Origin of the sequence: Nocardioides sp. TRM66260-LWL, assembly GCF_020075545.1 — a bacterium.
Taxonomy (GTDB): domain Bacteria; phylum Actinomycetota; class Actinomycetes; order Propionibacteriales; family Nocardioidaceae; genus Nocardioides.
Genome location: NZ_JAIQZK010000001.1, coordinates 787,482 through 808,997 on the forward strand (window position 1 = coordinate 787,482; position 21,516 = coordinate 808,997).

The 21,516-nt window shown below is 70.9% G+C and carries 34 protein-coding genes and 1 pseudogene; 11 read left to right on the forward strand and 24 right to left on the reverse strand.

All coding sequences use genetic code 11. From position 1 onward, the window contains the following. Positions 1 to 20 precede the first annotated feature (20 nt). From K8Z61_RS03755 to K8Z61_RS03775, 6 genes are all read left to right on the forward strand, one after another. The gene (locus K8Z61_RS03755) at positions 21 to 410 is read left to right on the forward strand and encodes a single-stranded DNA-binding protein (protein WP_179648674.1); all 390 of its coding nucleotides are present in this window, start codon (positions 21 to 23) and stop codon (positions 408 to 410) included. Positions 411 to 432: 22 nt separating this feature from the next. Beyond that, positions 433 to 1,461 (forward strand): DUF4192 domain-containing protein, encoded by a 1,029-nt coding sequence (locus tag K8Z61_RS03760; RefSeq protein WP_224126720.1) that lies wholly within the window; start codon positions 433 to 435, stop codon positions 1,459 to 1,461. 13 nt (positions 1,462 to 1,474) lie between these two features. Beyond that, positions 1,475 to 1,639 carry a hypothetical protein gene (locus K8Z61_RS03765; protein ID WP_224126721.1) on the forward strand — a complete coding sequence of 55 codons (165 nt, stop codon included), beginning with the start codon at positions 1,475 to 1,477 and terminating at the stop codon, positions 1,637 to 1,639. After that, positions 1,636 to 2,667, forward strand: coding sequence for a DNA-processing protein DprA (gene dprA, locus K8Z61_RS03770; RefSeq protein ID WP_224126722.1), 1,032 nt, complete (start codon positions 1,636 to 1,638; stop codon positions 2,665 to 2,667). Before K8Z61_RS03765 ends, dprA begins: the two co-directional genes overlap by 4 nt. Positions 2,668 to 2,824: 157 nt before the next feature. After that, complete coding sequence (locus K8Z61_RS18805) at positions 2,825 to 2,950, forward strand: hypothetical protein (RefSeq protein ID WP_263430402.1); 126 nt, start codon at positions 2,825 to 2,827, stop codon at positions 2,948 to 2,950. A 156-nt stretch (positions 2,951 to 3,106) separates the two neighbouring features. Next, on the forward strand, positions 3,107 to 3,469 hold the full coding sequence (locus K8Z61_RS03775; RefSeq protein WP_224126723.1) for a hypothetical protein: 363 nt from the start codon (positions 3,107 to 3,109) through the stop codon (positions 3,467 to 3,469). 13 nt (positions 3,470 to 3,482) lie between these two features. Here K8Z61_RS03775 and K8Z61_RS03780 read toward each other — a convergent pair whose 3' ends face one another. Continuing rightward, entirely contained in the window at positions 3,483 to 3,740 is a 258-nt protein-coding gene (locus K8Z61_RS03780) for a hypothetical protein (protein WP_224126724.1), read from the reverse strand. A gap of 386 nt (positions 3,741 to 4,126) precedes the next feature. Here K8Z61_RS03780 and K8Z61_RS03785 point away from each other — a divergent pair, with 386 nt between their 5' ends. The 4 genes from K8Z61_RS03785 to K8Z61_RS03800 are packed head-to-tail and all read left to right on the forward strand — an operon-like array spanning position 4,127 to position 7,690. Beyond that, positions 4,127 to 4,909 (forward strand): hypothetical protein, encoded by a 783-nt coding sequence (locus K8Z61_RS03785; protein ID WP_224126725.1) that lies wholly within the window; start codon positions 4,127 to 4,129, stop codon positions 4,907 to 4,909. Beyond that, entirely contained in the window at positions 4,906 to 5,616 is a 711-nt protein-coding gene (locus K8Z61_RS03790) for a hypothetical protein (RefSeq protein ID WP_224126726.1), read from the forward strand. The genes K8Z61_RS03785 and K8Z61_RS03790 overlap by 4 nt, the downstream gene beginning before the upstream one ends. Then, positions 5,613 to 6,422 carry a GIY-YIG nuclease family protein gene (locus K8Z61_RS03795; protein ID WP_224126727.1) on the forward strand — a complete coding sequence of 270 codons (810 nt, stop codon included), beginning with the start codon at positions 5,613 to 5,615 and terminating at the stop codon, positions 6,420 to 6,422. The genes K8Z61_RS03790 and K8Z61_RS03795 overlap by 4 nt, the downstream gene beginning before the upstream one ends. 41 nt (positions 6,423 to 6,463) lie before the next feature. Continuing rightward, positions 6,464 to 7,690, forward strand: a complete 1,227-nt coding sequence (locus tag K8Z61_RS03800; protein ID WP_224126728.1) for a hypothetical protein — start codon at positions 6,464 to 6,466, stop codon at positions 7,688 to 7,690. Here the strand turns inward: K8Z61_RS03800 and K8Z61_RS03805 are convergent. The 8 genes from K8Z61_RS03805 to K8Z61_RS03840 form a co-directional block, all read right to left on the reverse strand. Next, complete coding sequence (locus K8Z61_RS03805; protein WP_224126729.1) at positions 7,663 to 8,346, reverse strand: hypothetical protein; 684 nt, start codon at positions 8,344 to 8,346, stop codon at positions 7,663 to 7,665. The genes K8Z61_RS03800 and K8Z61_RS03805 overlap by 28 nt on opposite strands. A gap of 23 nt (positions 8,347 to 8,369) precedes the next feature. Next, entirely contained in the window at positions 8,370 to 9,161 is a 792-nt protein-coding gene (locus tag K8Z61_RS03810; protein WP_224126730.1) for a DUF3883 domain-containing protein, read from the reverse strand. Next, positions 9,158 to 9,472, reverse strand: coding sequence for a hypothetical protein (locus K8Z61_RS03815; RefSeq protein ID WP_224126731.1), 315 nt, complete (start codon positions 9,470 to 9,472; stop codon positions 9,158 to 9,160). Before K8Z61_RS03815 ends, K8Z61_RS03810 begins: the two co-directional genes overlap by 4 nt. Continuing rightward, positions 9,472 to 9,726, reverse strand: a complete 255-nt coding sequence (locus K8Z61_RS03820; RefSeq protein WP_224126732.1) for a hypothetical protein — start codon at positions 9,724 to 9,726, stop codon at positions 9,472 to 9,474. Before K8Z61_RS03820 ends, K8Z61_RS03815 begins: the two co-directional genes overlap by 1 nt. Positions 9,727 to 9,786: 60 nt before the next feature. After that, positions 9,787 to 10,497 carry an RES domain-containing protein gene (locus K8Z61_RS03825; protein ID WP_224126733.1) on the reverse strand — a complete coding sequence of 237 codons (711 nt, stop codon included), beginning with the start codon at positions 10,495 to 10,497 and terminating at the stop codon, positions 9,787 to 9,789. Between the two features lie 7 nt (positions 10,498 to 10,504). Next, positions 10,505 to 10,906, reverse strand: a complete 402-nt coding sequence (locus K8Z61_RS03830; protein ID WP_224126734.1) for a hypothetical protein — start codon at positions 10,904 to 10,906, stop codon at positions 10,505 to 10,507. A gap of 179 nt (positions 10,907 to 11,085) precedes the next feature. Beyond that, positions 11,086 to 12,540 (reverse strand): hypothetical protein, encoded by a 1,455-nt coding sequence (locus tag K8Z61_RS03835; protein ID WP_224126735.1) that lies wholly within the window; start codon positions 12,538 to 12,540, stop codon positions 11,086 to 11,088. A gap of 58 nt (positions 12,541 to 12,598) precedes the next feature. Beyond that, positions 12,599 to 12,961, reverse strand: a complete 363-nt coding sequence (locus K8Z61_RS03840) for a hypothetical protein (protein WP_224126736.1) — start codon at positions 12,959 to 12,961, stop codon at positions 12,599 to 12,601. 231 nt (positions 12,962 to 13,192) lie between these two features. On the opposite strand from K8Z61_RS03840, the gene K8Z61_RS03845 reads away from it, so the two are divergent. Then, entirely contained in the window at positions 13,193 to 14,047 is an 855-nt protein-coding gene (locus tag K8Z61_RS03845; RefSeq protein ID WP_224126737.1) for a hypothetical protein, read from the forward strand. A 38-nt stretch (positions 14,048 to 14,085) separates the two neighbouring features. Here the strand turns inward: K8Z61_RS03845 and K8Z61_RS03850 are convergent, their stop codons facing one another. The 15 genes and pseudogenes from K8Z61_RS03850 to K8Z61_RS03915 all read right to left on the reverse strand — a co-directional run bounded on the left by K8Z61_RS03850 (position 14,086) and on the right by K8Z61_RS03915 (position 21,460). Beyond that, a complete protein-coding gene (locus tag K8Z61_RS03850) occupies positions 14,086 to 14,256 on the reverse strand; it encodes a hypothetical protein (protein ID WP_224126738.1) in 171 nt (56 codons plus the stop codon). Positions 14,257 to 14,266: 10 nt separating this feature from the next. Next, entirely contained in the window at positions 14,267 to 14,494 is a 228-nt protein-coding gene (locus tag K8Z61_RS03855) for a hypothetical protein (protein WP_224126739.1), read from the reverse strand. Positions 14,495 to 14,611: 117 nt separating this feature from the next. Further along, positions 14,612 to 15,061: a hypothetical protein gene (locus K8Z61_RS03860; RefSeq protein WP_224126740.1), complete on the reverse strand. Its 450-nt coding sequence runs from the start codon at positions 15,059 to 15,061 to the stop codon at positions 14,612 to 14,614. Positions 15,062 to 15,077: 16 nt separating this feature from the next. After that, positions 15,078 to 15,614, reverse strand: a complete 537-nt coding sequence (locus K8Z61_RS03865) for a thermonuclease family protein (protein ID WP_224126741.1) — start codon at positions 15,612 to 15,614, stop codon at positions 15,078 to 15,080. Beyond that, positions 15,611 to 16,324: a helix-turn-helix domain-containing protein gene (locus K8Z61_RS03870; RefSeq protein ID WP_224126742.1), complete on the reverse strand. Its 714-nt coding sequence runs from the start codon at positions 16,322 to 16,324 to the stop codon at positions 15,611 to 15,613. Before K8Z61_RS03870 ends, K8Z61_RS03865 begins: the two co-directional genes overlap by 4 nt. A gap of 211 nt (positions 16,325 to 16,535) precedes the next feature. Next, positions 16,536 to 16,865: pseudogene (locus K8Z61_RS19470) on the reverse strand (hypothetical protein); the annotation flags it as partial. Positions 16,866 to 16,879: 14 nt separating this feature from the next. Next, positions 16,880 to 17,596, reverse strand: a complete 717-nt coding sequence (locus K8Z61_RS03880; RefSeq protein WP_224126743.1) for a hypothetical protein — start codon at positions 17,594 to 17,596, stop codon at positions 16,880 to 16,882. Then, the gene (locus K8Z61_RS03885; protein WP_224126744.1) at positions 17,593 to 17,760 is read right to left on the reverse strand and encodes a hypothetical protein; all 168 of its coding nucleotides are present in this window, start codon (positions 17,758 to 17,760) and stop codon (positions 17,593 to 17,595) included. The genes K8Z61_RS03880 and K8Z61_RS03885 overlap by 4 nt, the downstream gene beginning before the upstream one ends. A 112-nt stretch (positions 17,761 to 17,872) precedes the next feature. After that, entirely contained in the window at positions 17,873 to 18,280 is a 408-nt protein-coding gene (locus K8Z61_RS03890) for a hypothetical protein (protein WP_224126745.1), read from the reverse strand. 260 nt (positions 18,281 to 18,540) lie between these two features. Then, entirely contained in the window at positions 18,541 to 18,669 is a 129-nt protein-coding gene (locus K8Z61_RS18815) for a hypothetical protein (protein ID WP_263430404.1), read from the reverse strand. A 9-nt stretch (positions 18,670 to 18,678) separates the two neighbouring features. Beyond that, complete coding sequence (locus K8Z61_RS03895; RefSeq protein ID WP_224126746.1) at positions 18,679 to 19,029, reverse strand: hypothetical protein; 351 nt, start codon at positions 19,027 to 19,029, stop codon at positions 18,679 to 18,681. Positions 19,030 to 19,080: 51 nt separating this feature from the next. After that, positions 19,081 to 19,293 (reverse strand): hypothetical protein, encoded by a 213-nt coding sequence (locus tag K8Z61_RS03900; protein WP_224126747.1) that lies wholly within the window; start codon positions 19,291 to 19,293, stop codon positions 19,081 to 19,083. Next, positions 19,290 to 19,616 carry a tudor domain-containing protein gene (locus K8Z61_RS03905; RefSeq protein ID WP_224126748.1) on the reverse strand — a complete coding sequence of 109 codons (327 nt, stop codon included), beginning with the start codon at positions 19,614 to 19,616 and terminating at the stop codon, positions 19,290 to 19,292. Before K8Z61_RS03905 ends, K8Z61_RS03900 begins: the two co-directional genes overlap by 4 nt. Beyond that, on the reverse strand, positions 19,606 to 20,211 hold the full coding sequence (locus K8Z61_RS03910) for a hypothetical protein (protein ID WP_224126749.1): 606 nt from the start codon (positions 20,209 to 20,211) through the stop codon (positions 19,606 to 19,608). The genes K8Z61_RS03905 and K8Z61_RS03910 overlap by 11 nt, the downstream gene beginning before the upstream one ends. Then, positions 20,192 to 21,460 carry a site-specific integrase gene (locus K8Z61_RS03915; protein WP_224126750.1) on the reverse strand — a complete coding sequence of 423 codons (1,269 nt, stop codon included), beginning with the start codon at positions 21,458 to 21,460 and terminating at the stop codon, positions 20,192 to 20,194. Before K8Z61_RS03915 ends, K8Z61_RS03910 begins: the two co-directional genes overlap by 20 nt. Between the last annotated feature and the right edge of the window lie 56 nt (positions 21,461 to 21,516).

Genomic DNA, 21,516 nt, shown 5'->3' on the forward strand with positions numbered 1-21,516 from the left:
CCGTCACCTAGGAGGAAGTCATGTCCACCACCGTCACCTTCGCCGGCAACCTGGCCGAGGCTCCCGAGCTGCTCTACACCCGCGAGAACAAGCCGTTCGTCAGCTGCCGGGTCTTGGTCAACCGGCGCGTGCAGAACGACGAGGGGGAGTGGGTCAACGACGAGCCCACCGCGCACAACGTGAAGATCTTCGGCTCGGCCGCCACCCACGTCCACGACAGCTGCGGATCGGGCGACCCGATCTTCGTCCACGGCCTCGAGCGCACCGAGAGCTGGCCGGACAAGGAGACCGGCGAGAAGCGCACCAAGGACGTCGTGGTCGTCGACAACCGCTTCGGCGAGGTCGGTGTCTCGCTCAAGTACGTCTCCGCGCGCATCGAGCGCACCACCCGCCCGGCCCAGGCCAGCTGAGACCGTAAGGAGGTTCGCTCCGATGGATCTCGTCGTACAGTCCCCGGACGAGCTGCTCGCCGCGGTGCCCCACGTCCTGGGCTTCAAGCCCGAGGAGTCGATCGTCCTGGTGCCGTTCCGGCCCGGACTGCCGATCACCCGCGTCGATCTCCCGACGAACGCCGCCGACCGCGAGGCGGTCTGGGACGCCGTCAGCGGCCCCTACGGCCGTCACGCCCGCCCCGGAGCCCGGCTTGCGATCCTCTGCTTCACCGAGGACCGCCGCAGCGCCGAGCTGGCCAGCCAGCACCTGTCCAACCGCCTCGAGACCGTGGGCATCACCACCCACATCCGACTGTGGTCCGACGGCGAGCGCTGGCGGGAGTTCAACACCGGCCAGAGCGGCCTGCAGACCCAGGCGACCGCCGAGCGGATCGCGGCCGCGACCGTGCTCACCGGCGCCGCACAGCCGGCGGCCAACCGCGCCTCACTGGCGGCCTCGATGGTCGGTGACCGCGAGCCGATCGCCCAGCTGATCCCCGCAGCTCGAGCAGCAGCCGCCGCCAGCAGCCCCGTCGTCGAGCAGGACTGGGCACTCGACCGCCTCGAGCAGTTCCACTCCGACGGCAACCGGCTCTCCGACGTCGACGGGGCCCGGATGCTCGTCGCGCTGGAGACGATCAGCACCCGCGACGCGCTCTGGGAGGACATGAGCCGGGAGAACCACACCTCCCACATGGTGATCTGGAACGACCTCACTCGTCGCGCGCCGGACGAGGTCCGCGCGGCCCCGGCCTCCATGCTCGGCTTCGCCAGCTGGCTGCACGGCGACGGTGCCAAGGCCTGGTGCGCGCTGGACCAGGTCCCCGCCGACCGGCCCTACTCCATGGCCGCCATCGTCGCCTCTGCCCTGCAGAACGGCATCCACCCGCGCGAGTGGGAGAGGTACCAGAGCCACATGCGCGACCTCGCCGGCGAGCTCGACGAGTCCTTCGTCCCCCAGCCTCCGAGCCAGCAGCCCGACCTACCGGGCACCCGGCCCACCACCGACCGCCCCGCACCGGGCCGCTAAGGAGGAAACCGCCATGAACCACGACGACACCGACCCGATCGCCCCGGTCCAGCCCAGCGCCACCGAGCGCCAGCTGCGCCGCCTAGTGGTGCCTGAGCCCGCGGCCTACGCCCCAGACAAGCGCCTCGACGTCATCCACGAACCCGACCTCGAGCTGCTGTGGGGAGGCCAGGCATGAGCGGCGACGTCGACGAGGCCGACCGGCTCGCCAGAGTGACCCTGAGTCGGGCGATCGAGCCCGGCGACCTCCGCGTCACCGGCTTGGTCAGCGAGCTCGGCGCCAGCAAGGTCCTCGGCTACCTCGATGCCGCGGCCGAGGTCGAGTCCCACTGGGGCTTCGGGATCGCCCAGGAACTCGGCCGCGTCGACCCCGCCCAGGTCCTCGAGCAGGCAGCCGCCCGCGGCATCCGCTTCATCATCCCCGGCGACGCCGAGTGGCCCACCCAGCTCGGCGCACTCCGCGACGCCGGCGCCCTCCACGACTGCGGCGGTGAACCCGTCGGCCTGTGGGTCCTCGGATCACACGACCTGCGCCACCTCGCCGGCAACGCCGTCGCGGTCGTCGGCTCACGAGCCGCCACCAGCTACGGCACCGAACAGGCCACCGAGCTGAGCCGCGACCTCGCGACGATGGGCCACACCGTCATCAGCGGCGCCGCGTTCGGCGTCGACCAGGCCGCACACCGCGGCGCCCTCCTCGCGGGCGGCCCGACCATCGCAGTCATGCCCGGCGGCGTCGACCGGCCCTACCCGGCCGCGCACGCCCAACTGCTCGAGACGATCGCCGAACGCGGCCTGGTCGTCTCGGAAGCACCTCCGGGCGCCGGACCAACCCGGACCCGCTTCCTGGCGCGGAACCGGATCACCGCCGGCCTCGCCGAGGGCACCGTGGTCGTCGAGGGAGCCGTACGCAGCGGCGCGATGAACACCGCCCACTGGACCACCAACCTGCACCGGCCCCTCATGGGCGTCCCCGGCCCCGTCAGCAGCGTGGCGTCCACCGGCGTCAACCAGCTGATCCGACTCGGCTCTGCCAGCGCGGTCGCCAACGCTCAAGACGTCATCGCCGACGTCATGACACACGCCGCCCGGGCCGCCGGCGACGGCGCAGACCCGGTCGACGAGTCGTTCGTCCCCGGTCCCGTGCGGTCCGGCCCGCAGGCGGTCCCTGCGGGTGCATCACCGTCCGCCACACCGCGGCGATGACCCCTCCGCCGGCCCCCTGTGGATAACCCGATTCGCGTCGGAATCGGCACCTACTCTGCTGAGAGTTCCTAGGCCCGGCCGGCGACGTCGACCAGGAACCGCACTCGGGAGCAACACCCAACCCAAGCCGCCCGAACGTCACAGGAAGGAACCGCCCATGATCACCCTGACCACCCAGCCGCCGGCTGTCCGCGTCGACTGGATGTGGACCGTCAGCGTCGAGCGCGTCTTGGACGCAGCACCCGACCTGCTCAGCTGGGCCAACGCACCTCGCACCGATTGAGCCGACGATGCGCTCGAGGAGCTCGACGACCAGAACGCGGTCGGCGAGCTCGAGGTTGCCCTGAATCCGTCCTTCCGGCCGGGCGTCTCAGCTCGGCGGAGCGGGTCATCGCGGTTCTACGGACGTGTGTCGGATCCCGCTGCAAGACTCAGCGCCATGTCGTGGGAACAGGATGTCGTCGCCAAGCACGGGCGGCCGCTGGCTGAGATCGAGGGACACGTCTACGTGCTCCACTACGAGACTCCGCAGGTGGTGAAGTCGGTGAGCAGTGAGTACGCGGCCGTCCCGCCTCAGCAGGACCAGGACGGCTTTCTCTCGGCCACGGCGATCCGGCACTACGTCGGCTGGACGCAGCAGGCGAACCCGCGAAAGCGGATCAACCGCCACGGCCGTGCCGCCCAGCGCGAGATCGTCTACCTGGAGCCGGGCACGCTGCGCGACGAGGAGACGATGAAGCGTGCGGGCGTCTGCCCCAAGTGCGGCGAGGACCTGCGGGACTCCTTCGCTGCACGGTCCTGAACGCCGCGAAGGGTCAGTGGTCGGGACCGGTCCAGTTCGGGTCGACCGGGACCGGGATCAGGTCCTCGATCCGCAGCCAGTCCATCTTGACGACCGGCTTGAGCGCGGCGTCGTCGTGCCAGACCACGAGGGCCTCCCAGCGCCGGCCTTCGCGCTTCCAGTCGAGGATGAGGCCCCGTGACGGCTTGAGCCGGCCGGTGTTCCGGATCAGCACGAACCGCACGTCGCCGTACGGCCGCCACGCGTCGTTATTCGGCGGGTTGGCAGACACGTCGGCGCTCACTCGGTGGTGAGCAGCTCGGCCGGGATCCACTCCTCGACCGTGGCCCAGCGGCCTGGTCGCAGCTGCGCAACGTAGACGACCCTGCCCTCCCACAGGTGCCCCGCTCGCCGCCATTCCAGGAGTAGTCCTGGCCGCGGCTGCGACGCGTCGCCGGGCACGCTGACCCAACAGTGACGCCCGGGATGCTCGGGACCAGCTGCAGCTGCGGGAGGCCGCGCTGAGTTCTGGTCGGTGTGGTCGACGCGCACACGATCCTTCAAGGGGATGCCTGCCCCGCGCCCGTAACCGCCGCCCGCCATGACATCTAGGGTAGAACACATGTTCGAAGACTGAACCGGCTCACTTGTGCCGGCCGGGTGCCGTAGTTTCTGGCCATGAGCAGTCAGGGCCGTGCGGCGATTCGGTTCACCTTGAACGGCCAGCGGCACGAGTTGACGCGCGAGGACGTCGAGGCTCGCTTGGTCGAGGTAGTCCCGGGCGCGATCCGCAAGCATGCTGTGAGGGTCAACGACACCTGGTTCCCCGCCGTCCAGGCCTTCGAGGTCGCTACCGGCATCCCGCGCTCGGAGTTCATCTCCCACACCGCGCGCCGGCATCTGGCCGCGCTGGGGTTCGAGGTCGCCGGCGACGTCGAACCACGCACGACGCCGTTGCCCGCCGGCTCTGCCGCTCCGGTGCCAGCTGCGTCGGCCGCGCGACCTACCGCCGCAGCCCCAGCGGAGCTCGGGGGAGGGGAGTGGCACACCGAGGCCAACGTCCAAGCGGCCCTGGTCACCGCCCTGGCCGGCGAGGGCTGGCGGATCCTCTCGGTGGCCAACACCGGCACCAAGGAGCACGGCATCGACGTCATCGCCTCCCGCGACGGCCTCACCGTCGGTGTGGAGGTCAAGGGGTTCCCCAGCCGCAACTACGCCGACCCCGCTCGCGCCGGCGAGGCCAAGCGCACCAGCCCGAGCACCCAGGCTGGCCACTGGTACTCCCAGGCAGTGCTGGCCGCGATGCGGCTCCGCGGCAAGGAGCCGGCATGGGGCAGCGTGATCGCCCTGCCGGACTTCCCCCGCTACCGCGACCTGCACGCCGAGACCGCCGGGTCGCTCGCCGCGGCTCAAATCGAGGTCTGGTGGGTCGACCAGGCCGGAACGGTCCACCGTCCGTGACTACCCCGAAGTGGTACCGCCGCCCGGAAGGAGAGGGCACGGTGCTCCGGAAGGTGCCGCGCCTGGCCAGCTGGAACAAGTCGACCGACCCCGACCAGGTGCGGCTCCGCGACTACCTCGAGGACACCGCACAGCTGGTCCCGCCTCGACTGACGGGCAGCGGCCCATGGGCGCTGCTGCTCGAGGTCGGGCTGCCGGCTACGCGCGACCTGGTCGACATGGCTGACCTGGACAACTACGCCTTCCCGCTGGCCACCCGGCTCCGCAACGAAGACCTGGTGGCGGTGTGGTGCACGAAGAGGCACGCCGAGACCTCACGAGTCCTCGCCGCGCCCGCGCACGAGACGACCGGCCCCGGCACGACCTACATGGTCCGCACCACCGCCTCAACCTCGACGACGGCCTACAAGGAGCAGGTCCGATCCGCCGTGGCCCACGCCGCGGAGATCCCCACCGGCCCAGTGCAGCTGCAGCTGGCCTTCGTCGTCGGGCCGCCGCGCAACTGGCTGACCCTCTGGAAGCCCACGATCGACGCGCTCGACCCGCTCCTGGGCCGCACCCGCGAGGACCGTGACTGGCACCCAAAGGACGGCCGGATCACCGACCTCGGCCTGCACGTCACCGTCGACGCCTCGCTCGGCCACGACGTGCTGCTCAGCATCGCCGCGGCCCCAGCCGCCGCTCCCAGAACGGACGATCCCCGATGACACTGACCTTCGCTGCAATCCTCGCCAGCGCGGGTCTCGACCCGGCCGAGGCCCTCGTCATCCGGCACGCCTACGTACGCGAGCACGAGGACGGGACCGTTGGCATCCACGGCGACTCCTCCGACGCCGAGATCCTCGCCTACACCAGCGTCCAGTCCGCCAACACCCGCACCTTCCCGGCCGCGCCTCCCCGGATCTGGATCGTGTTCCGACCCGAGGGCGGTGATCGTGCACGGCTGTGGTCGGTCCTGGTGAACCACGGCGAGACGGATCACGACGGGCTACGGCGCACCTTCCACCTCGAGCACTCCGAGCTGATGGCCGACCTGCGGAACCGGCTGGTGATCCAGTGGCGCTCCCCGCGCACCTGGCGGATCAACGCGACCACCGCGGCCGCGTACCCGGTGATGGAGATCGCCGACTCCGAGCCGGTGCGGTTCCCAGGGTTCGACGCCCTGACGCTGGACTACCCCCAGCTGCAGGCCGTCATCCGTGAGCATCGCTACGCCGCGTGGCGAACGGCGCTGTCCTCCGTCATCGGGATCTACCTGATCACTGACACCCGAGACGGCCGCCACTACGTCGGCAAGGCTGACGGCGCCGAGACCATCTGGCAGCGCTGGGCCGCATACGCCACCAACGGCCACGGAGGCAACGTCGAGCTCCGCAACCTCGACCCTTCGAGCTACCGGCTGTCGGTGCTGCGGGTGTTCGACCCTGCGACCCCGACCAGGGAGATCGACGCGGCCGAGAGCCACTTCAAGCACGCGCTGGACTCCCGCCGTCACGGGCTCAATCGCAACTGAACCGGCCACATCTGTCGGACCGCTCCGGCAGAGTTCGACTCGTGCCACTGACGGCGCAGCACGCCCAGGCGGGCGTGCTCGACGCAACCGTTGACCCGCTCGGCGAGGGGACGTCCTGGGAGACGATCCACCGAGCGCGACCCCGCGCGCCCCTGACCTGCCGCGAATGTGGGCACGGGCTTCACCCCAAGCTCTCACCCAAGGGACTGCGGTTCTTCGCCCACGACCGGGCCGCGCCAACCTGTTCCCTGGTCGGCGAGACCATGGCCCACCGACTGCTCAAGCTGCAGCTGGCCTCAGCGATCCGCGAGGCCGGCTGGTACGCCGAACTCGAGGTCGCCGGCGACGGCTGGCGCGCCGACGTGCTGGCCACCAGCCCCGACGGCGCCAGGAGGATGGCCTGGGAGGCGCAACTGGCCCAGATCACCGTCGACGAGCTACGTCAGCGCACGTCGCGGATGCAGGCCTCCGAGGTGCCGGTGTGCTGGGTCACCGACGACGACCGACCATGGATCGGAGCCGTCCCAGCCATTCAGATCACCGTGCCCGCCGAACCAGGGCCCGCCGATGCCCAGATCGTCAACGGAGCCGCCGTCTTCCGCGAATCCTGGTGCCCGCGCCGGCGCTGCGAGAACGATGGCGGAGCGCCCGGCCCATGCCCCGGCCACGGCTGGTGGGGACCGGTCCCCGAAGCAGTCAACCTCGAGACCTTCGTCGCCGGCGTTCTGGCCGGCACGATCAGGATTCACCAGGTGGCGGTGCGCAAGTACCTGCGACTGCCGACAGCTGCGCGGACCGTGTGGACCACACGCCAGCACGTCATCACCGAACGAGCCCAGATGGAAGCCAGCGCGCGCCGGCGTGAACGCGACGAGCTGGCGGCCGCGGAGCACGAGCGCCACCTGGCTGCGATCGCGGCCAAACTCGCCCGCCAGCAGGCACTCACACCGCCGGCGGTCGACCTCGTCGGACGAGAGGCTCGCGGCTATGTCGGGGTGCGCGACGCGACGCCCGAGTGGGCGATGGGGGTGCCGTTGTTCGTCCACGACATGCCGCAAGGAGTCATCAGCCCGGTCGTCAGCAGGGTCTCGGCCGAGGTCCTCGCGCGATTCCGGGGCCTGACCCTGTTCGTCGCCACCGAGGCCGAGCGACGTGCCCTCGCACGGGCGTGCGAGCCCGCCCAGCGGATCGTGCTGTTCGAGGTGGAGGTCCCGGCCCAGCCGCGGCCGCCAGCGGTGACCTACGGCAGGGCCGGGCGGGTGCGGTAGACCTGCACCTGGTCGCGCAGCTCGGTGCTGGCGATCGCCAACCCGGCGTACGCTGCGGCCGCCGCGGCGAGGTTGAACGACGACGCCGGCGTGCACATGACGTCGGAGGCACTCAGTGAGCCGTCCTCGAGACGCTCGGCGAACGTGTCGGCGGCCGCGGCCGCGTCAGCTGCGTGCTGGGTGATCCCCGCAGGCACAGGCTTGCCGGTGCCGGACACGAAGGCCTCCCACACGAACAGCTCGGCGTCGCCCGCCAGCCACGGCTCGGGCCGCGTGGTGCACCGCAGCCCGGGGAACCCGGACCCGACCCGCTCGAGCACCCACGCCATCTGCACCAGCCCGGTGGCCAGCGCGCCACTGCCGGCGCCAGCCGACCAAGGCCGCGGGCGGCCGTCGACGGTCTCGCCCTGGCGCGCCTGCCCCAGCGTCCGCCACCCGTCGCCGGGCCCGACCGGGCTGACCGGAACCATCAGAGGAGCCTCGAACCCGAGCGCCACGGGCACGCCGGCGTCGAGCGCCTCGAGGACCGATAGGGCCGCGCCCTCGGGGTGGCTGCCTCCTTCGCCGACCGGTCGACGGCCGGGCAGGTCGAGGGCTGCCCAGGCGAAGTTGCTCCGGACGGATCCGACGTCGACCGCGACAACTCGTGGGGACATCAGCGCAGCGTTCCTTCTCGCGGTCACAGGGACAGGTTGACCCGGTAGACGGACGGGTCGGCGGCCGCCACGACGGTCTGCCGTTCGTACTCGACAAGTGTGGGGTCGGTGAGGGCGCCGGTCACCACGGCCAAGGACCAGTCGGGATCGGTCTCAGCGGTGCGCAGCTCGTTGCGGGTCAGGAGCACCGAGGGCATGGAGCTGGAGACGCCCTTGACCTCGAGGTGGCGCTCCTCGTCGTGGCGCGTCGCGGTGAGATCCCAGCCGCACTTGAGGTGCGCGACGCGAGTGATCGTCCATCCTGCTGCCTCGTAGTGGCGTTGGACCGCGTCCTCGGCGGCCAGCTCGACCTGGCGATTCGTGGCGGGGTCCCCGAAGCCGGCTCCCCACGTGCCGACCGCGATCGTGCTCGAGGTCTCGCGCGGGTCGCCGGGGTGAACGGGGGGCTCGAGGACACCGCTGTACTCCCGGACCAGCACCGGCACCGATCGTGGGTGTGTCCGGTAGCCGAGGCCGCGCTCCGTGAGGAGCTTGACCAGGTCGGTGCGGAGCGGAATCAGGCGGTGGCGCGTCTCGGTGCCGATCTCGAGCAACTCCGCCCACAGGGTCATGATGTTGCCCGGGGAGCGGTGCCAGGCATCGTCGTAGGGCGCTGCGGTGTCCCACAGGTAGGCGTGCAGGAGGGTCAGGAGCTCGTCTTGCTCCTCGGCCGGGAAGAGCTTGAGCGGGACGCGTGCGAGGCCGGCGTCGTCAGCTCGCGCCAGGCCGTCGCGGATCAGCTCGACCAGCCGGGCGTTGGAGTCCTGTGAGGTCACGACGATCGCTCACGGCCTCGCGGGTACTCGACGTCGAAGTGGTCGGCGATGATCTGCGTGGTCTCGCACCCCCAGCCGGCGCGTCGGTCCATCGGGTGCGGTTCATCATCGAGGGAGTCGCAGACGCCGGTGCCGGATCCGCAGTCGCGGTGGAGGGTCAAGAGCTTGCGGGCGAGCGGGTCGTTGATCGTGTTGAGTCGACGCATGGCGTCGACCCATCGCGAGACGGGAGCGGTGGAGTCGTTGACCTCGTGCACGACGTCCATGCGCCACGCTGCGCTGGCCTCCTCGTCGTACTCGTAGCGCGTCATCAACGCATCCCGAAGAACGACGTGATCCGGTCGACCTGCTTCTGGTCCAGTAGCGCCGGCCTGCACGCCCCGTAGGCGTTGGTCAGGTCGATGACGAGCTGGCGCGTCTGGTCGAGGCTGAGGTCGATGGTCGCCGTCTCGCCGTCGGTGCTGGTGACTTTGAGGTCGACGCGCTGCACGTCCTCATCGACGTATCGGGCGTGTGCGCCAATCTTCTTGGCCCGGCCGGCCTCGCTGCGCTTGAAGATTCCCACGCTCGCATCGTGGCATGGCGACCCGTTGCGCGGGGGCGGAACGGTGGCGGCACGCGCGGCTCAGGTGGTCGACCAGCTGAGGCCGAGGATCCGGAAGGCCTCTTGGATGTCGGGGTGCTCGGGGGAGAGGGCGTGGTGCTCGATCGCGTCGAGTGTCCGGCTGATCGCGGGGTCCTCGGCTCGCTCGAACACCGCCCATAGCGTGAGGTCGTCGCCGTGGCGGGAGGCGAACGTGACGCCGTTGAGGTCGGTGGTCGCGTGCAAGTAGGTGGCCACCGACTGGGTGAGCGCTCGCGGCCGCCCGTCCTTGAGCGCGGCCGCGTCGAAGTCGTGCAGGTTCAGCAGGTGCGCGAGCGCGACGAACTGCGGCCGCAGGGCCGCGATCGACTCCGCGGCCGTCACCGCGCAGAACCGAGCCGACAGCGTCGCGCTCGCCGCCGAGCGCGGCTCGAGCCACGAGTAGGAGATCTCCCCGGCGCGGGCCGTCGGGTGCATCGCGGCGTCCTCGTCGTCCTCCTCGATGTCGTCGAGCTTGAGCGCGAGGGTCGGGTCGGGTCGGAAGCCGGCGAGGACCTCGAGCAGGCAAGCCAAGAGGGTGGAGCCGGCGTAGATGGTGCGGAAGTTTCCCTGCCGGTCGTCCCATCGGCCGTGGAACCTGCCATCGGCGCCGGCCCACTCCCAACCCGACCAGGCCCAGGGCTCCGGCTTGAAGCCGACGCGCCAGACCTGCTCGGCCGCGTTGACGACGACCAGCTGAGGTGCCTCGGTCACCCGCGAGTCACCCGGCCGCAGCGAATGCGCGCGCGGCCGCCAGGACACTGGGACCGATCTGCTCCAGGTCGCCCTCACGCAGCAGCCGTGCCGGCGCGACGTCGTCGAGGCGCGGGTTCATGCCCTGGAACCACGTCTGGACGACCGCCGCCGAGTCCTTTTCGCGCAGCAGAGCCGCGATCCGGTACGCCATCCGCAGCCGGTTGACCACCTCGGTTGACGGGGTCCGTGCGTCGGCCGAGTCGGCCCACTGGCGCACGGCGCGGGTCTCCTGGACCGAGCCCAGGTAGGCCACGAGCTTGGCTCCGAGCAGATCGCGCAGCCGTTCGACGAGTTCCGGCGTGGGCAGCCGAACCGACTCCTCGTAGGCGCGAAGGTCGCCGCGGGCGATGGTCGACTGGTTGTTCATACCTGCAGTGTGCCACTGCGGGGTGCGCAAACCAAGGGAAATCACAGGTTAAATCACATCCAAAAACCCACGTCGGACGGCGGCGTTCCTGTACCGCGGCGTCGCGAAGGAGAGCCCGTGGAGCCTGTGCTCCCGGGCCGGCGAATTGCCCCACTCGCCTGAACCCGGCGTCGTGCGGGTCATCGTCGAGCCGCAGCGGGCGTAGGGATTGGTGGGCGCCTGCCCTCAGGTGCGGCCCTGCTGCGCGAGCCAGGGACCGCGTCAGTCCTTGCCGGCTTGTGGTGGCGCTGATGCAGTGTGGCAGCTGCGGAGGCCGAGTTAGTCGCGTCTATTGCTGCGTCGCTGGCCGCTCGCAGGGTTTCTGAGACGGGCGGGGGGAGCAAGACCAGACGCTTGGCGAGGATGTCGGCCGGCGAGACCCAGACGACGTCGCCTTCGGCGGGAGGGGTGGCCAGTCCGGACTCGACGTCGTTGTGCGCTCGACGGGACAGTGCCCGGGCAGGTCCGATGAGGTTGGGGTTGTCCGCTCGCTCCGCGACTACGACCGCGAGTTCGGAGGAGGCCTCGACGGCGCGCAGGGTCGCTGTCACGGCTTGGGGGAGCCCCGGGCGTTCCGCGATCACCTCGGGGCTGGCGAGGGTGGTGGTGTCGTGGGTGATCTGGCGGTACGCGGCGCGGACCTCCGCGGCCGCGCGGGCCAGCGGCTCTTGGATCCGAGCGCCCGGGGGAGCGAGGTCGCCCCAGCGGCTGGCCAGGTTGCTCCAGGAGTAGCCGGCGTTGGCGATTGCGGGGACGAGCCGGTCGGAGGGCTCGAGGATGCCGGCAGTGGCGGCCGCGTCGACGAGCACCATGCTCGCGCCGGCGATGAGGCTCTGGGTGCGGGTGATGAGGAGGATGTTGGAGGGCTCGAGCTGACGGACCAGAGCTCGGTGGGCCTGGATGTCCCAGTTGGCCAGCGCCTGGAACAGTCGACTGGGGTCCTCGACAGGCCGGACCGCTTCGCCGGCGAGGGCCTGGGTGAACTGGTCGCTCAGGTAGCTGTGGGCGGTGTTCTCGCACGCAGTCATGCGGTCAAGCCATGCTCCGATGGGCGCGACGGCGTAAGGGGAGTGGTGCTGGGCGAGGCGGGCGCGGCGGCCGGACTCGCGGGCGTCGTTCACGCGGTCGCGGCCGTTGTCATGCAGCGCGACGTTGACTGCGTGAGCGGTCAGATAGAGCCCGTGCATGATCCTGGTGCGAGCTGCCTCGAGGTCGCGGTGGGCGTCGGACTGCTCTAGGGGGATCTCCGCGCCGTAAAGGCGCACAAGGGCCGCGGCGTTAACGAGAGTCTGGGTCATCTGGTCGAGCCGCGGGTTGGTCGGTCCTTGGCCCGGCCAGGCCGTGCGGCCGGTCAGGCTGGCCTCGATGGTGGCGGCCTGCGCAGCGAGGCTGGTCATCGGTCGGTCGCGCTCGTCGACGCCCGGCCGCCGGCCCGGCAGTGAGGCCCACAGGTCCTCCGCGGCCGCGACCATCGTGGGCCAGCTGCGCAGCAGGGTGCCGGCGTCGTCGCCGTCGACGTCGATGAGCAGCTGGCGGGCGAGGTAGTCGACGTCGAAGAGCATCTCGCCGATGCTGCGCACGTCGCGCGTGGTCATCGGGATCTGGTCGACGTCGAAGAGCTCCTGGTCGATGTCGGCGTACGCCAGGCGCAGGTCAGTAGCCAAGGCCGCGCGCTTCCCTGATGAGGTCGCACAGGTCGACGACCAGCTGTGAGCCGTGGATCAGGTCCGGCTGGTGCAGCGGCAGCGGCCGGGTCAGCTCCTCGGCGTCGGTGAGCAGTTGCAGCGGCGTGCGCTCCTCGAGCCTCTCGGCGTCGACGTCGGGCAGCTCGTAGTCCTCAGGCAGCAGGGTGCTGGCCTGGGAGTGCGCGAGGTAGACACCGAGCCCGAGGTCGTGCAGCGGCGAGTCGGCGGTGGCCCTGTCGGCGTCGCTCCACACCTGGGTGGCGGCCTGGTGTAGCAGGTGCGCGATCGAGCTGAGGCGGTCCCAGGTGCTGTCCGGGTTGAGGGTGTCCACAGGTGTTCCTTTCGATTGGAGGTCGGTCTGGCCCATGAACCCACGTCCTGGTCGGTCCTCGCTCCGCTGAGCGCGGGCTGTGGATAACTCGGGGTGGTGTCGGCGGCTGGGCACAAACTGGTCTCGTTCGCCTATGTCGTTCGGCGGTCGCCGAACGATCACCGCGAGCAAAGTCAAGAGATGCGCACTAGTGCTGATAGTTGGAGGGGGGTCGTGATGATGAGGTTCCCGATGACCGTGCTGAGGGTGGTGACACTGGTGCCGGCGCTGCTGGTGAGCTTCGTCCTGACCGTGGTGGTGTGCGCCCTGCTCCCTCCGGCGCTGGGCCTGCTGGCGTTCATGGCTGCCGGCGGGGTCCTGGTCGCGCTGGCCATGGGCCAGCTGCAGCGGCCGGCGATCGCGGCGCTGACCAGCTCGCGGCCGGCGACCGAGGCCGAGTTCCGGGTGATGGCGCCGGTGCTGGCAGAGCTGGGCGGCCGCGGCGTCGACATCGCCACACTGTTCGTACGCCGGGCGCAGCGTCCAAGCACCCCGGTGGCGGTGGCGATCGGGCGGCGCACCGTGGTGGTCAGCCCGGGCCTGGTCGACGCGACGTACCGCGGCGGCGTGACCGGGACGGAGGCGGCCGCAGCGCTGGCCCATGCGGTCGGCCGACACCGGGCTCTGCGGCCGCGGCTGGAGCTGGCGGTGCTCGCGGCGACGACGCCCTGGCGGCTGATCGTGGCTGCGTTCCGCGGCATCGGCCGGGCCTTCGCCTGGCTGCCGTTCATGCGGCTGGCCTGGACGCTGCGCGGCGTCGTGGGCGTGATCTGCGTGGTGCAGTCCGTGGCCGAGGGCCGGTCCTGGGCCGGGCTCCTCGGGGGCGTGGTCATCGCGCTGACCTACGTGGTGCCGGTGGCCGGTCGGCGGATCGACCTGCGTGCTGAGGCAGAGGCCGACCAGTTCGTGCTCGGACTCGGTCTCGGCCCCGTGCTGGCGGGGCTGCTGCGGCGCTACGGCCACCCGATGACGTTCGAGCGGATGCAGCGCCTGGAGACGGCCGCCGGGCAGCCTCAGCGGCCGCGGCTGCACCTGGTGCACGGCTGAGGCTGTTTCTCGGGCGGTTTCGGCGGCCGACGTCCGGGCTACTCGTCGTCCTGGAAGCCGGACGTGGAGTGGTGCACGCAGCCGCGGCCGTTGCCCTCGTGCGGCTTGTGGTTCATGCACGGCAGCGATCCGAGCTTGTGTGAGCAGTCGACCCACCGGATGTTCGAGACGTTCGAGGACTTGACGGTCGGCGCGAGCGCGGTTGCCATGGCTGCTTCCTCACCGGCGCGGGCCGCGGCGGCCGGGCTGGGGCCGCTGGTAGGCGGCCGTGTCGGTGTGGTCGTGCTGCCGGCCGGACCGGTGCACCTGCGCGATCTCGGCGTCGGGGGAGGGGCCGGTGTCAGTGGCCGCGGCCTGGGCAGCGGCAGCCTCGGTGGCACTGATCTCCTCGGCGCGCTGGCGGGCCTCTTCCTCGAGCGCGGCTTCCTCGAGCGCGGCTTCACTCATGTGAACTCCTGGATCCCGTGGACCGGCACCGGCTGCGCCAGTCCTCCTTGGTCTCCTAAGTGCGAGCCGAGGCCCGGAGCGATCACCTCGGCCGATCCGTGTTCTCGGCCGGGCCAGTCAGGCCGGCTGCGCCAGCAGCGTGGCTCCCAGCCGCTGCGCGGTGTGCTCGAGGATCGCCCGGGATCCGCTCGTACCGGGCCGGTCGCAGGACGGGTGAGTGTCGAAGCCCTCCTCAACGACGATCCGGTGCAGCTGGCCACCGCAGGCACGACAGCGCCGGTCAGTGTGAGTGGGGCACTCCTCGACCGACACGGCGCAGGGCACGCATGCCGCGGTCGGCGGAGGGCTCACCTGGTGGTCGCGGTCCCAGTCGCGCCGCTGGCGCAGCAGCGTGGCGGTCTGTTCCCACAGCGCCTGCTCGAGGTGAGCCGTGGCCGGTCGGCCGAGCGCTTGGTCGACCGCGGCCTTGCGCAACTGCTCACCGCACCCGAGTACGCGTTCATCGACGCCGCGGCGGTAGCACCATCGGGCCAGTGTCTTCGCCGCGGTGGCCAGCTGCTCGTCCATGTGGGCCGCCCGGCTCTCAGCAGCTGCCCCACAGGCCGCGGCCAGCGTCCTGGGCATCGTCGACGGCCGTGGAGTAGGACTCCTCGCGGGCCAGCGCCGGCCCGGCCTCGTAGCGACGGGCGGCGCCACTGGCCAGGAGCTCGCCGGCCACGTCGACGTCATCGGCGCTTGTCGAGCGGTCGACGTAGCGCAGCAGCCGGTGGTAGCGATCACGGTTGGGCTGGCCGGTGTCGGTGACGAGCTCGGCGGTGCTGCCGACCGGAGCGAGCTGCTCGAGGAGCCTGGTGGCGTCCTCTGCGTAGCACTCGGCCGGCCCCGGCGGGTGCGCGACTTCGGGGGCGTCGATCCCGAGCAGCCGGACTCGGCCGAGCTGGCGGCCGCCGAGCGTCTCGACCCGGATCGTGTCGCCGTCGACGACGGCGGTCACACGCACCTGGGTGGTCGCGCCCTCGGTCGGCTCGGGGCCCGTCTGAGTGCCGGGTAGCGCGGCCTCGATCCCGCCGGCGGTCAGCGCGACGATCGCGGCCGCGGCCAGGCCGATCAGGGCCTTCACCGGGCGACCCTCAGCTGGGGGCGCTCAGCGGCGACAGGGACCGCTCGCTGCTGCTCGCGCAGGCCGGGGGAGCTGTGACCGGGCTCGGGGACATGCTCGACGACGTCACCGGCGCCGATGCTGCTGGCTGGCTGCTCGGGGAGATCCGCAGCGATCTTCGCGGCCAGGTCCCGCAGCGGCGGGGTCTTCTCGATGCGCCGGGTCGCGGACAGCACCGCGGTGTGGTCGCGGTCGAAGTGACGCGCGATCGCCGGCAGGCTGTGGCCGTGGATGCGGGCCGCGGTCATGGCCACGGCACGAGCGTCGGCGGCCGCCCGGCTGCGGTCGGCACCCAGGAGTACCTCCGGGGTGGTGCCGAAGGCCTCCGCGGCCGCGACTACGGCGTGCTCGACCGGCCCGTCAGGCTCGAAGGTCGAGGTCGGCGCCGCGGCGGGGATGTCCGCAGCAACGGGCGGAGGGTCATCGGGGAGGTCGGCGGCGATCTTCTCGGCCAGGCCGTTCAGTGCGGGGGACTTCGCGATGCGACGGGTCGCCTGGAGCACCGTGGTGTGGTCGCGGTCGAAGTGACGCGCGATCGCCGGCAGGCTGTGCCCCTGGATGCGGGCCGCGGTCATCGCGACCGCACGGCCGTCGGCGGCCGCCCGGCTGCGGTCGGCACCCAGCAGGACCTCCGGTGGTCCCGAAGGCCTCCGCGGCCGCCACGACCGCATGCTCGACCGGGCCGTCAGGCTCGAACGTCGACGCCGGCGGGTGCAGGGGGACCACCGTGGCCCCGGGGCGGGGGAGTTGGGCGGTGTAGCGGTCGTTGACGTGCGCGGTGACGCGCGCCGCGGCGTCGGCCAGGCGCGGTCGCTCGGCCGTGCGGCGTACGGCGTGGATCACCGAGCCGTGGTCCTTGTCGAAGTGCTCGGCAATCACCGGCAGGGACAGACCGACCTCGCGTGCGGCGGTCATGGCCACCGCCCGGGCGTCGCTGACCGGTCGGCTGCGTTCGGCGCTGCGGATCGCCTCCGGAGTGGTGCCGAACATCGGGGCGGCAGCGTTGATCGCCAGCTCGCACACCGCGGCGGGGCCGGTCGCGGAGGAAGTGGGTGCGCTCTGGTCGACCTGGACGGCCAGCACCGTCACCAGGGACCGCAGCTGCTCGGCGTCGAGCGGTGCGATCAGCTCGGCGACCTGGTCGTGCTCGCCGTTGCTGGCCGCATCGAGGATGAGGCCCGCCAGCTGGCGGCCGCCCTGGTCGAGGTCCATGACGCGCCTCTCGCCTACCGCGCCGGGGATCCGACGCTCGGTGCTGCCTGATGCGGGATCTGGACGCGGCCCGGCTCGGCCATGCGCCGGCGGGCGTTGTCGGTGATCTCGGTCGCGATGCCGGCCGACTGGCGGGCGCTGGCTGCGGCGTGGTCGACGACGTTCTCGAGCAGGCGCACGTCCTCGTCGGCGCGGCCCAGCTCCTTGCCGGCGGTCGCGATGCTTCGCTCGAGGGTGACCGGCTCCAGCAGCGACGGCGGAGTCACCTGCTGAGCGGCCAGGTGCGCGCTCTCGACATGCTGGGCGGCCAGCCGAGCCATCGGCTTGGCCAGGTCGATCATCTCGCCGACAACCGCAAGCCGCGGCTTCAGCTGCGCGACGTCGCGGGCGCGAGCGGGATCGGTGGTGTCGGCGTCCAGCAGGAGGAGGTCGTGGGCGTCGATGACCGCCTGCGAGGCGCGTTCCAGGTGCCCGGTGAGCTCGTCGGTCAGCTCGGCGTTGTCGCTGCAGCGGCGCTGCAGGCGGCTCAGGTGCTCGGCGGCGGCCTCGAGGTAGTAGTCGCCGCGGTCGGAGAGTCGCGCCTTGGCCGAGTCGAGCTCGGCGTCGTCGAGCACCCGTAGCGCGGAGTTGATCGTGGTGTGCAGCTCCTCGACGACATGGCGGGCCCGGCTCACCGCCTGCTCGGCCATGAAGACGGCGTCGGCGGCGTGGAGGGCGGTGTCGGTGGTCATGCCGGGTCACCGCCTCGTGCTCGGGCGGGGGAGGTGCTGCCCGCTGGGGGCAGGACCTCGCGGAGCCGATCGAGCGCGGCCAGCGCCTGCTCGAGGTGGTTGCGGGCCTCCTGAACCGGGTCACGGTCGGCCGCGGCGGACGGGGATTCGGTGGGCGTGCTCACGGGCAGCTCCTTGGTGGACCGGGGTCATCTCTCAGTCACCAAAGGAAGGTCGACCCGTCGGGGCGATCACCCGACGCGAAGAAATCTCGCGGCCGCGCGGCGGGGCCTTGGGTCAGGGCTGGTCCCAGGGCATCGACTCCTGCCCGTCGTCGACGCCCTGGCTGATGGTGTGGGCCGTGGCGTTGCGCGCGGCGTCGAGGTGCTTGAGGAGGTCGACCGCGAGGCCCCGGGCTTCCTCCAGGTGCAGGCGCGCCACGCCGATGGCCATGGCTGGGTCGGACTCGTCGGTCATCGTTTCCATGCTGAGCACCTGGTGGGCCCGGGCCTGCTCGAGCGCGCTGGAGAGCTGCGAGAACGCTTGGGGGAGCGCGGCCGCGAGTTCGGCGAACTCCGCGAGCTGGTCAGAGGTCTCGGACGGGATCTGGTCCTGCTCCCACATGGTGGCGCGGTTGAAGCCGTTGACGTTCGCGCGGGCCGCCTGCGCGTGCCCGCCGGCGCCGAGCTGGTCGTTGCCGTCCACTGACGTGCCCTTCCTGCCGTGAGGTAGGGCTTGAGTCTCGCGGATCTTGCTGCCCGGTGCGCGCGACCGGTGGCGGGGCTGTGGACAACCGCAGGGTCCCTTCCAGGCGTGCGGGGCGGGAGACTGATCGGCCATGGACGACCAGGCGGCCTTGATCGCACGGCGGGTCGCGCTCGCCGCGGCGGCCTGGTATAACGAGCCGGCCGACGTCGAGGCCTATCGCCGGCTCGCCGCGGCGGTGGGAGTGGAACGCCTACACCTCATTGCAGCTCGAGGCCGGCGACGTCGACGAGCTGCTCGACGACCTGGCCGACGTCGCCCCGCCGACTCAGCTCGGGCAGGGCGTTGCCGAGCTGGAGGCTGTCCGACGCAGACAGGCCCCTGCTCAAGCTCTGAGATCAGCGGGCGATGCCCGGGCCCCAGCTACCTGGGGTGTCGCCAGCGGGCGCCGTCCTCGGCGAGAGCCGGCGGCGGGCCGCCTCGTCGGGGCTCTCGGCCGGCGGCCCGACCTCCTCGACGTCGAGGTCGACCAAGGATGCGCGGCCAGCTGGTTGGGCGGTCGCGCTCAGTGATTCGGCCAGGTCCTCGATGTCGGCCTCCAGGACCTGCTCGAGGATGTCGGCGATGCTCGCGGGGGAGCCGTCGCAGTCGGCTGCCAGGGCCTCAGCCAGTTGATCGAGGGCGGCGTTGCCGCGGGCGGTGAAGGTTACGACTCCGGGGACCGGGATCTCGGCTGGGGAAGTGCTCATGGTCCACCTCGCTTTCCTGATCACCTACGTGCACAGGAGGGGCGGGAGCGATCAGCTCCCAGGGACCAGTTCGCGCTCGACCCGCAGGGAGATGATCCGCCAGCCCTCAGGAACGCGCCGGCGCGCTGCCTCGAGCGCCTGGTCGTAGTCGACGTCCTCGACGATCAACTCGTCTCGGCCGAGGGCGTAGTCGCCGCGGGGGTCGGGCGGGATCTCCTGCACCGTGGCGTGCAGGGTGAGCTTCTGTTCCGCGGCGTCGATCACAGGGCCTGAGAGTAGGGCCGCAGCTCGTGGTGATCGCGCCAGGCCTGGTCGCCGTCGTCGAACTCGACTGTCCATTCGTCGACCGCGGTCCGCTCGACGATCGTGGCTGGAACCCAGACCGCCGCGGTGTCGCGGTGGAGGCCGCCGGGGACCTCGACGCGCGAGCCGTCGGCGAAGGGGTTGTGAGATCCCAGGTACTCGCTGACGGTCTCCTCAAGCGGGGTGTTGCCGCCCCGGGGCGCTGCGTTGACCCACTGCTCAAGCGGGTCGGTCCGGGCCCAGCTCAGCGCGAGGCCCGCGACGTAGTTCGCATCAGTTGCCACTGCCGTTCTCCTCGCCCTGGCGGAACATGGTGCGGGCGCGCTCGTGGCTGATGTGTCCGTTGGGGTCAGTGCCCTCGGTCCACAACTGCTGGCGGTAGCCGTCGCCCTCTGGGGTGGCGCCGACGTAGTCCGGGATCGACCCGTTCGGGAACGGCGGGTAGGTGGCTGAGATGCCCCGCTCACCCTTCACCACGGCGTCTAGGGAGAAGGTCAGTGCGCGCGGGTAGTGGCGGCGCACCCACGTATCAGTCCGGCTCCGGACGGCGTCGTAGGCGTCCTGGTCGCCGCGGCCGTCGTTGGCCTCGACGGCCGTGCGGTAGGCCTGCCAGATGTCGTAGGCCTCGCGGTCCTTCGCGCGGTTCTCGATGAGCACCGGGAGGCAGCCGCACTCCTCGCCCTCGTCGTGGTGGAAGCCGATGCAGCGGTCGTCGCTGCAGCCGCACTCGTCTCCGCGCCATTCGGTCTCCGGCACCCACTGGCGTTCGTCGGCCTCGTCGGTCATCTCTTTGAGCCACCCGCCGTAGGCGATCCAGTCGCGCACGGTGATGCCCGCGTGCGCCAGGATTCGGCGGGCTTCACTGTTGAGCTTCGTCATCGGTGGCCTCAGTGGTCGAAGGGGATAGGAACAGTCTGGTAGCGGGGGCAGCACTGCTCTGGGTTTTCCACAGGGGCTGTTCGAGTTCCGTCTTAGGCCGGTCGCACGCGCGGCGCCCGGCGTCAAACGCTGCATCCACAGCCGCTCGCGTTCGCTCAGAACTGCTGGGCATCAGGTGCGTGTAGGTGCGCAAGGTGAAGCCCGGGTCGCTGTGGCCGAGGTACTCCGACACCGCGCGAATCGATTCGCCAGCATCCAGGAGTACGGACGCGTACCAGTGACGTAGGGCGTGCATGCCGTTGTCGCGCGATTGCTCGATGCCCACCGCGGCTTGGGCGGGCTTCCACAGCCGCGTGTTGAAGTAGTTGCGGTTGAGGGCTGAGCGTTCGCGTGTGGTGAGGATGAGTCCTGCGCTCGCTTGCCTCTCCGCCTGGGGCATTCCCCATGGAAGGGTGACGCTGCGGCGTGGGTAGGTCGCGAGATGGTTGCTGAGTTCCGTCGCGACGCTCTGGGGCAAGGGCACGGTTCGGGTCTTGTTGCCCTTTGGGAGGCCAAACGCCAGGCGGTTGCCTCCGAATACCTTCACCTGCCGCCTGACCTCCACGACTCCGCGGAGGAAGTCGACGTCTTCGACCGCGAGTCCGAATACCTCGCCTTGACGTAGCCCCAGCCCCGAGCCCAACGTGACTGCAATCCTGTACTGCGGCGGAAGCGCATCGTGCATGGAGGAGACCCAGTCGGTGGGCCAGGGAACCACCTTGCGGCGCGACGTGGTGGGCCGCGTGACGGAACTGGCCTTGCACGGATTCTTCGCGATCATGTCGTCGTCAACAGCGGCCGAGAAGATGGCGGAGACGTTGGAGAAGATGACGCTCCGGTAGGTCTCGGCCATCTCCATCGATCGCAGGAGCTTCTGGATCGTCGATGGTTTGATCTGGCGCAGTTCGAGGTGGCCCAGGGTCGGGAAGACGTGGAGCCTGAGTCGGATTTCGGTCGCTTCGTATGTCAGCGGACTGAAGGTCCGACTTTCCAACCACTCCTCGGCGTAGGTCCGAAACGACAACTTGCCAGCGTCGACGTCGAGATAAGTCCCCCTGAGTTTGTCCGCCTCGACAGTGTTGCGGAAAGCGACGGCCTCGGACTTACGCCTGAAGGTCTTGCGGCGTTGCCGGCCTTCGGGATCGCGGTAGTTGACGACGTACCGGGGGGTGCCGTCATCGGCTGGCCTGCCCGCACTAATGCTGGCCATGGCTGTCCTTCGCACAGTCCGACGTACGCGCAAGGTTGGCTGAAGACCGTCTCCCC

Coding starts and splice junctions, on each gene's coding strand:
- K8Z61_RS03755 (WP_179648674.1), top strand. CDS start 21: ATGTCCACCACCGTCACCTTCGCCGGCAACCTGGCCGAGGCTCCCGAG.
- K8Z61_RS03760 (WP_224126720.1), top strand. CDS start 433: ATGGATCTCGTCGTACAGTCCCCGGACGAGCTGCTCGCCGCGGTGCCC.
- K8Z61_RS03765 (WP_224126721.1), top strand. CDS start 1,475: ATGAACCACGACGACACCGACCCGATCGCCCCGGTCCAGCCCAGCGCC.
- dprA (WP_224126722.1), top strand. CDS start 1,636: ATGAGCGGCGACGTCGACGAGGCCGACCGGCTCGCCAGAGTGACCCTG.
- K8Z61_RS18805 (WP_263430402.1), top strand. CDS start 2,825: ATGATCACCCTGACCACCCAGCCGCCGGCTGTCCGCGTCGACTGGATG.
- K8Z61_RS03775 (WP_224126723.1), top strand. CDS start 3,107: ATGTCGTGGGAACAGGATGTCGTCGCCAAGCACGGGCGGCCGCTGGCT.
- K8Z61_RS03785 (WP_224126725.1), top strand. CDS start 4,127: ATGAGCAGTCAGGGCCGTGCGGCGATTCGGTTCACCTTGAACGGCCAG.
- K8Z61_RS03795 (WP_224126727.1), top strand. CDS start 5,613: ATGACACTGACCTTCGCTGCAATCCTCGCCAGCGCGGGTCTCGACCCG.
- K8Z61_RS03805 (WP_224126729.1), bottom strand. CDS start 8,346: ATGTCCCCACGAGTTGTCGCGGTCGACGTCGGATCCGTCCGGAGCAAC.
- K8Z61_RS03815 (WP_224126731.1), bottom strand. CDS start 9,472: ATGACGCGCTACGAGTACGACGAGGAGGCCAGCGCAGCGTGGCGCATG.
- K8Z61_RS03830 (WP_224126734.1), bottom strand. CDS start 10,906: ATGAACAACCAGTCGACCATCGCCCGCGGCGACCTTCGCGCCTACGAG.
- K8Z61_RS03835 (WP_224126735.1), bottom strand. CDS start 12,540: ATGACCACGCGCGACGTGCGCAGCATCGGCGAGATGCTCTTCGACGTC.
- K8Z61_RS03845 (WP_224126737.1), top strand. CDS start 13,193: ATGACCGTGCTGAGGGTGGTGACACTGGTGCCGGCGCTGCTGGTGAGC.
- K8Z61_RS03850 (WP_224126738.1), bottom strand. CDS start 14,256: ATGGCAACCGCGCTCGCGCCGACCGTCAAGTCCTCGAACGTCTCGAAC.
- K8Z61_RS03855 (WP_224126739.1), bottom strand. CDS start 14,494: ATGAGTGAAGCCGCGCTCGAGGAAGCCGCGCTCGAGGAAGAGGCCCGC.
- K8Z61_RS03860 (WP_224126740.1), bottom strand. CDS start 15,061: ATGGACGAGCAGCTGGCCACCGCGGCGAAGACACTGGCCCGATGGTGC.
- K8Z61_RS03870 (WP_224126742.1), bottom strand. CDS start 16,324: ATGCGGTCGTGGCGGCCGCGGAGGCCTTCGGGACCACCGGAGGTCCTG.
- K8Z61_RS03880 (WP_224126743.1), bottom strand. CDS start 17,596: ATGACCACCGACACCGCCCTCCACGCCGCCGACGCCGTCTTCATGGCC.
- K8Z61_RS03895 (WP_224126746.1), bottom strand. CDS start 19,029: ATGAGCACTTCCCCAGCCGAGATCCCGGTCCCCGGAGTCGTAACCTTC.
- K8Z61_RS03910 (WP_224126749.1), bottom strand. CDS start 20,211: ATGACGAAGCTCAACAGTGAAGCCCGCCGAATCCTGGCGCACGCGGGC.
- K8Z61_RS03915 (WP_224126750.1), bottom strand. CDS start 21,460: ATGGCCAGCATTAGTGCGGGCAGGCCAGCCGATGACGGCACCCCCCGG.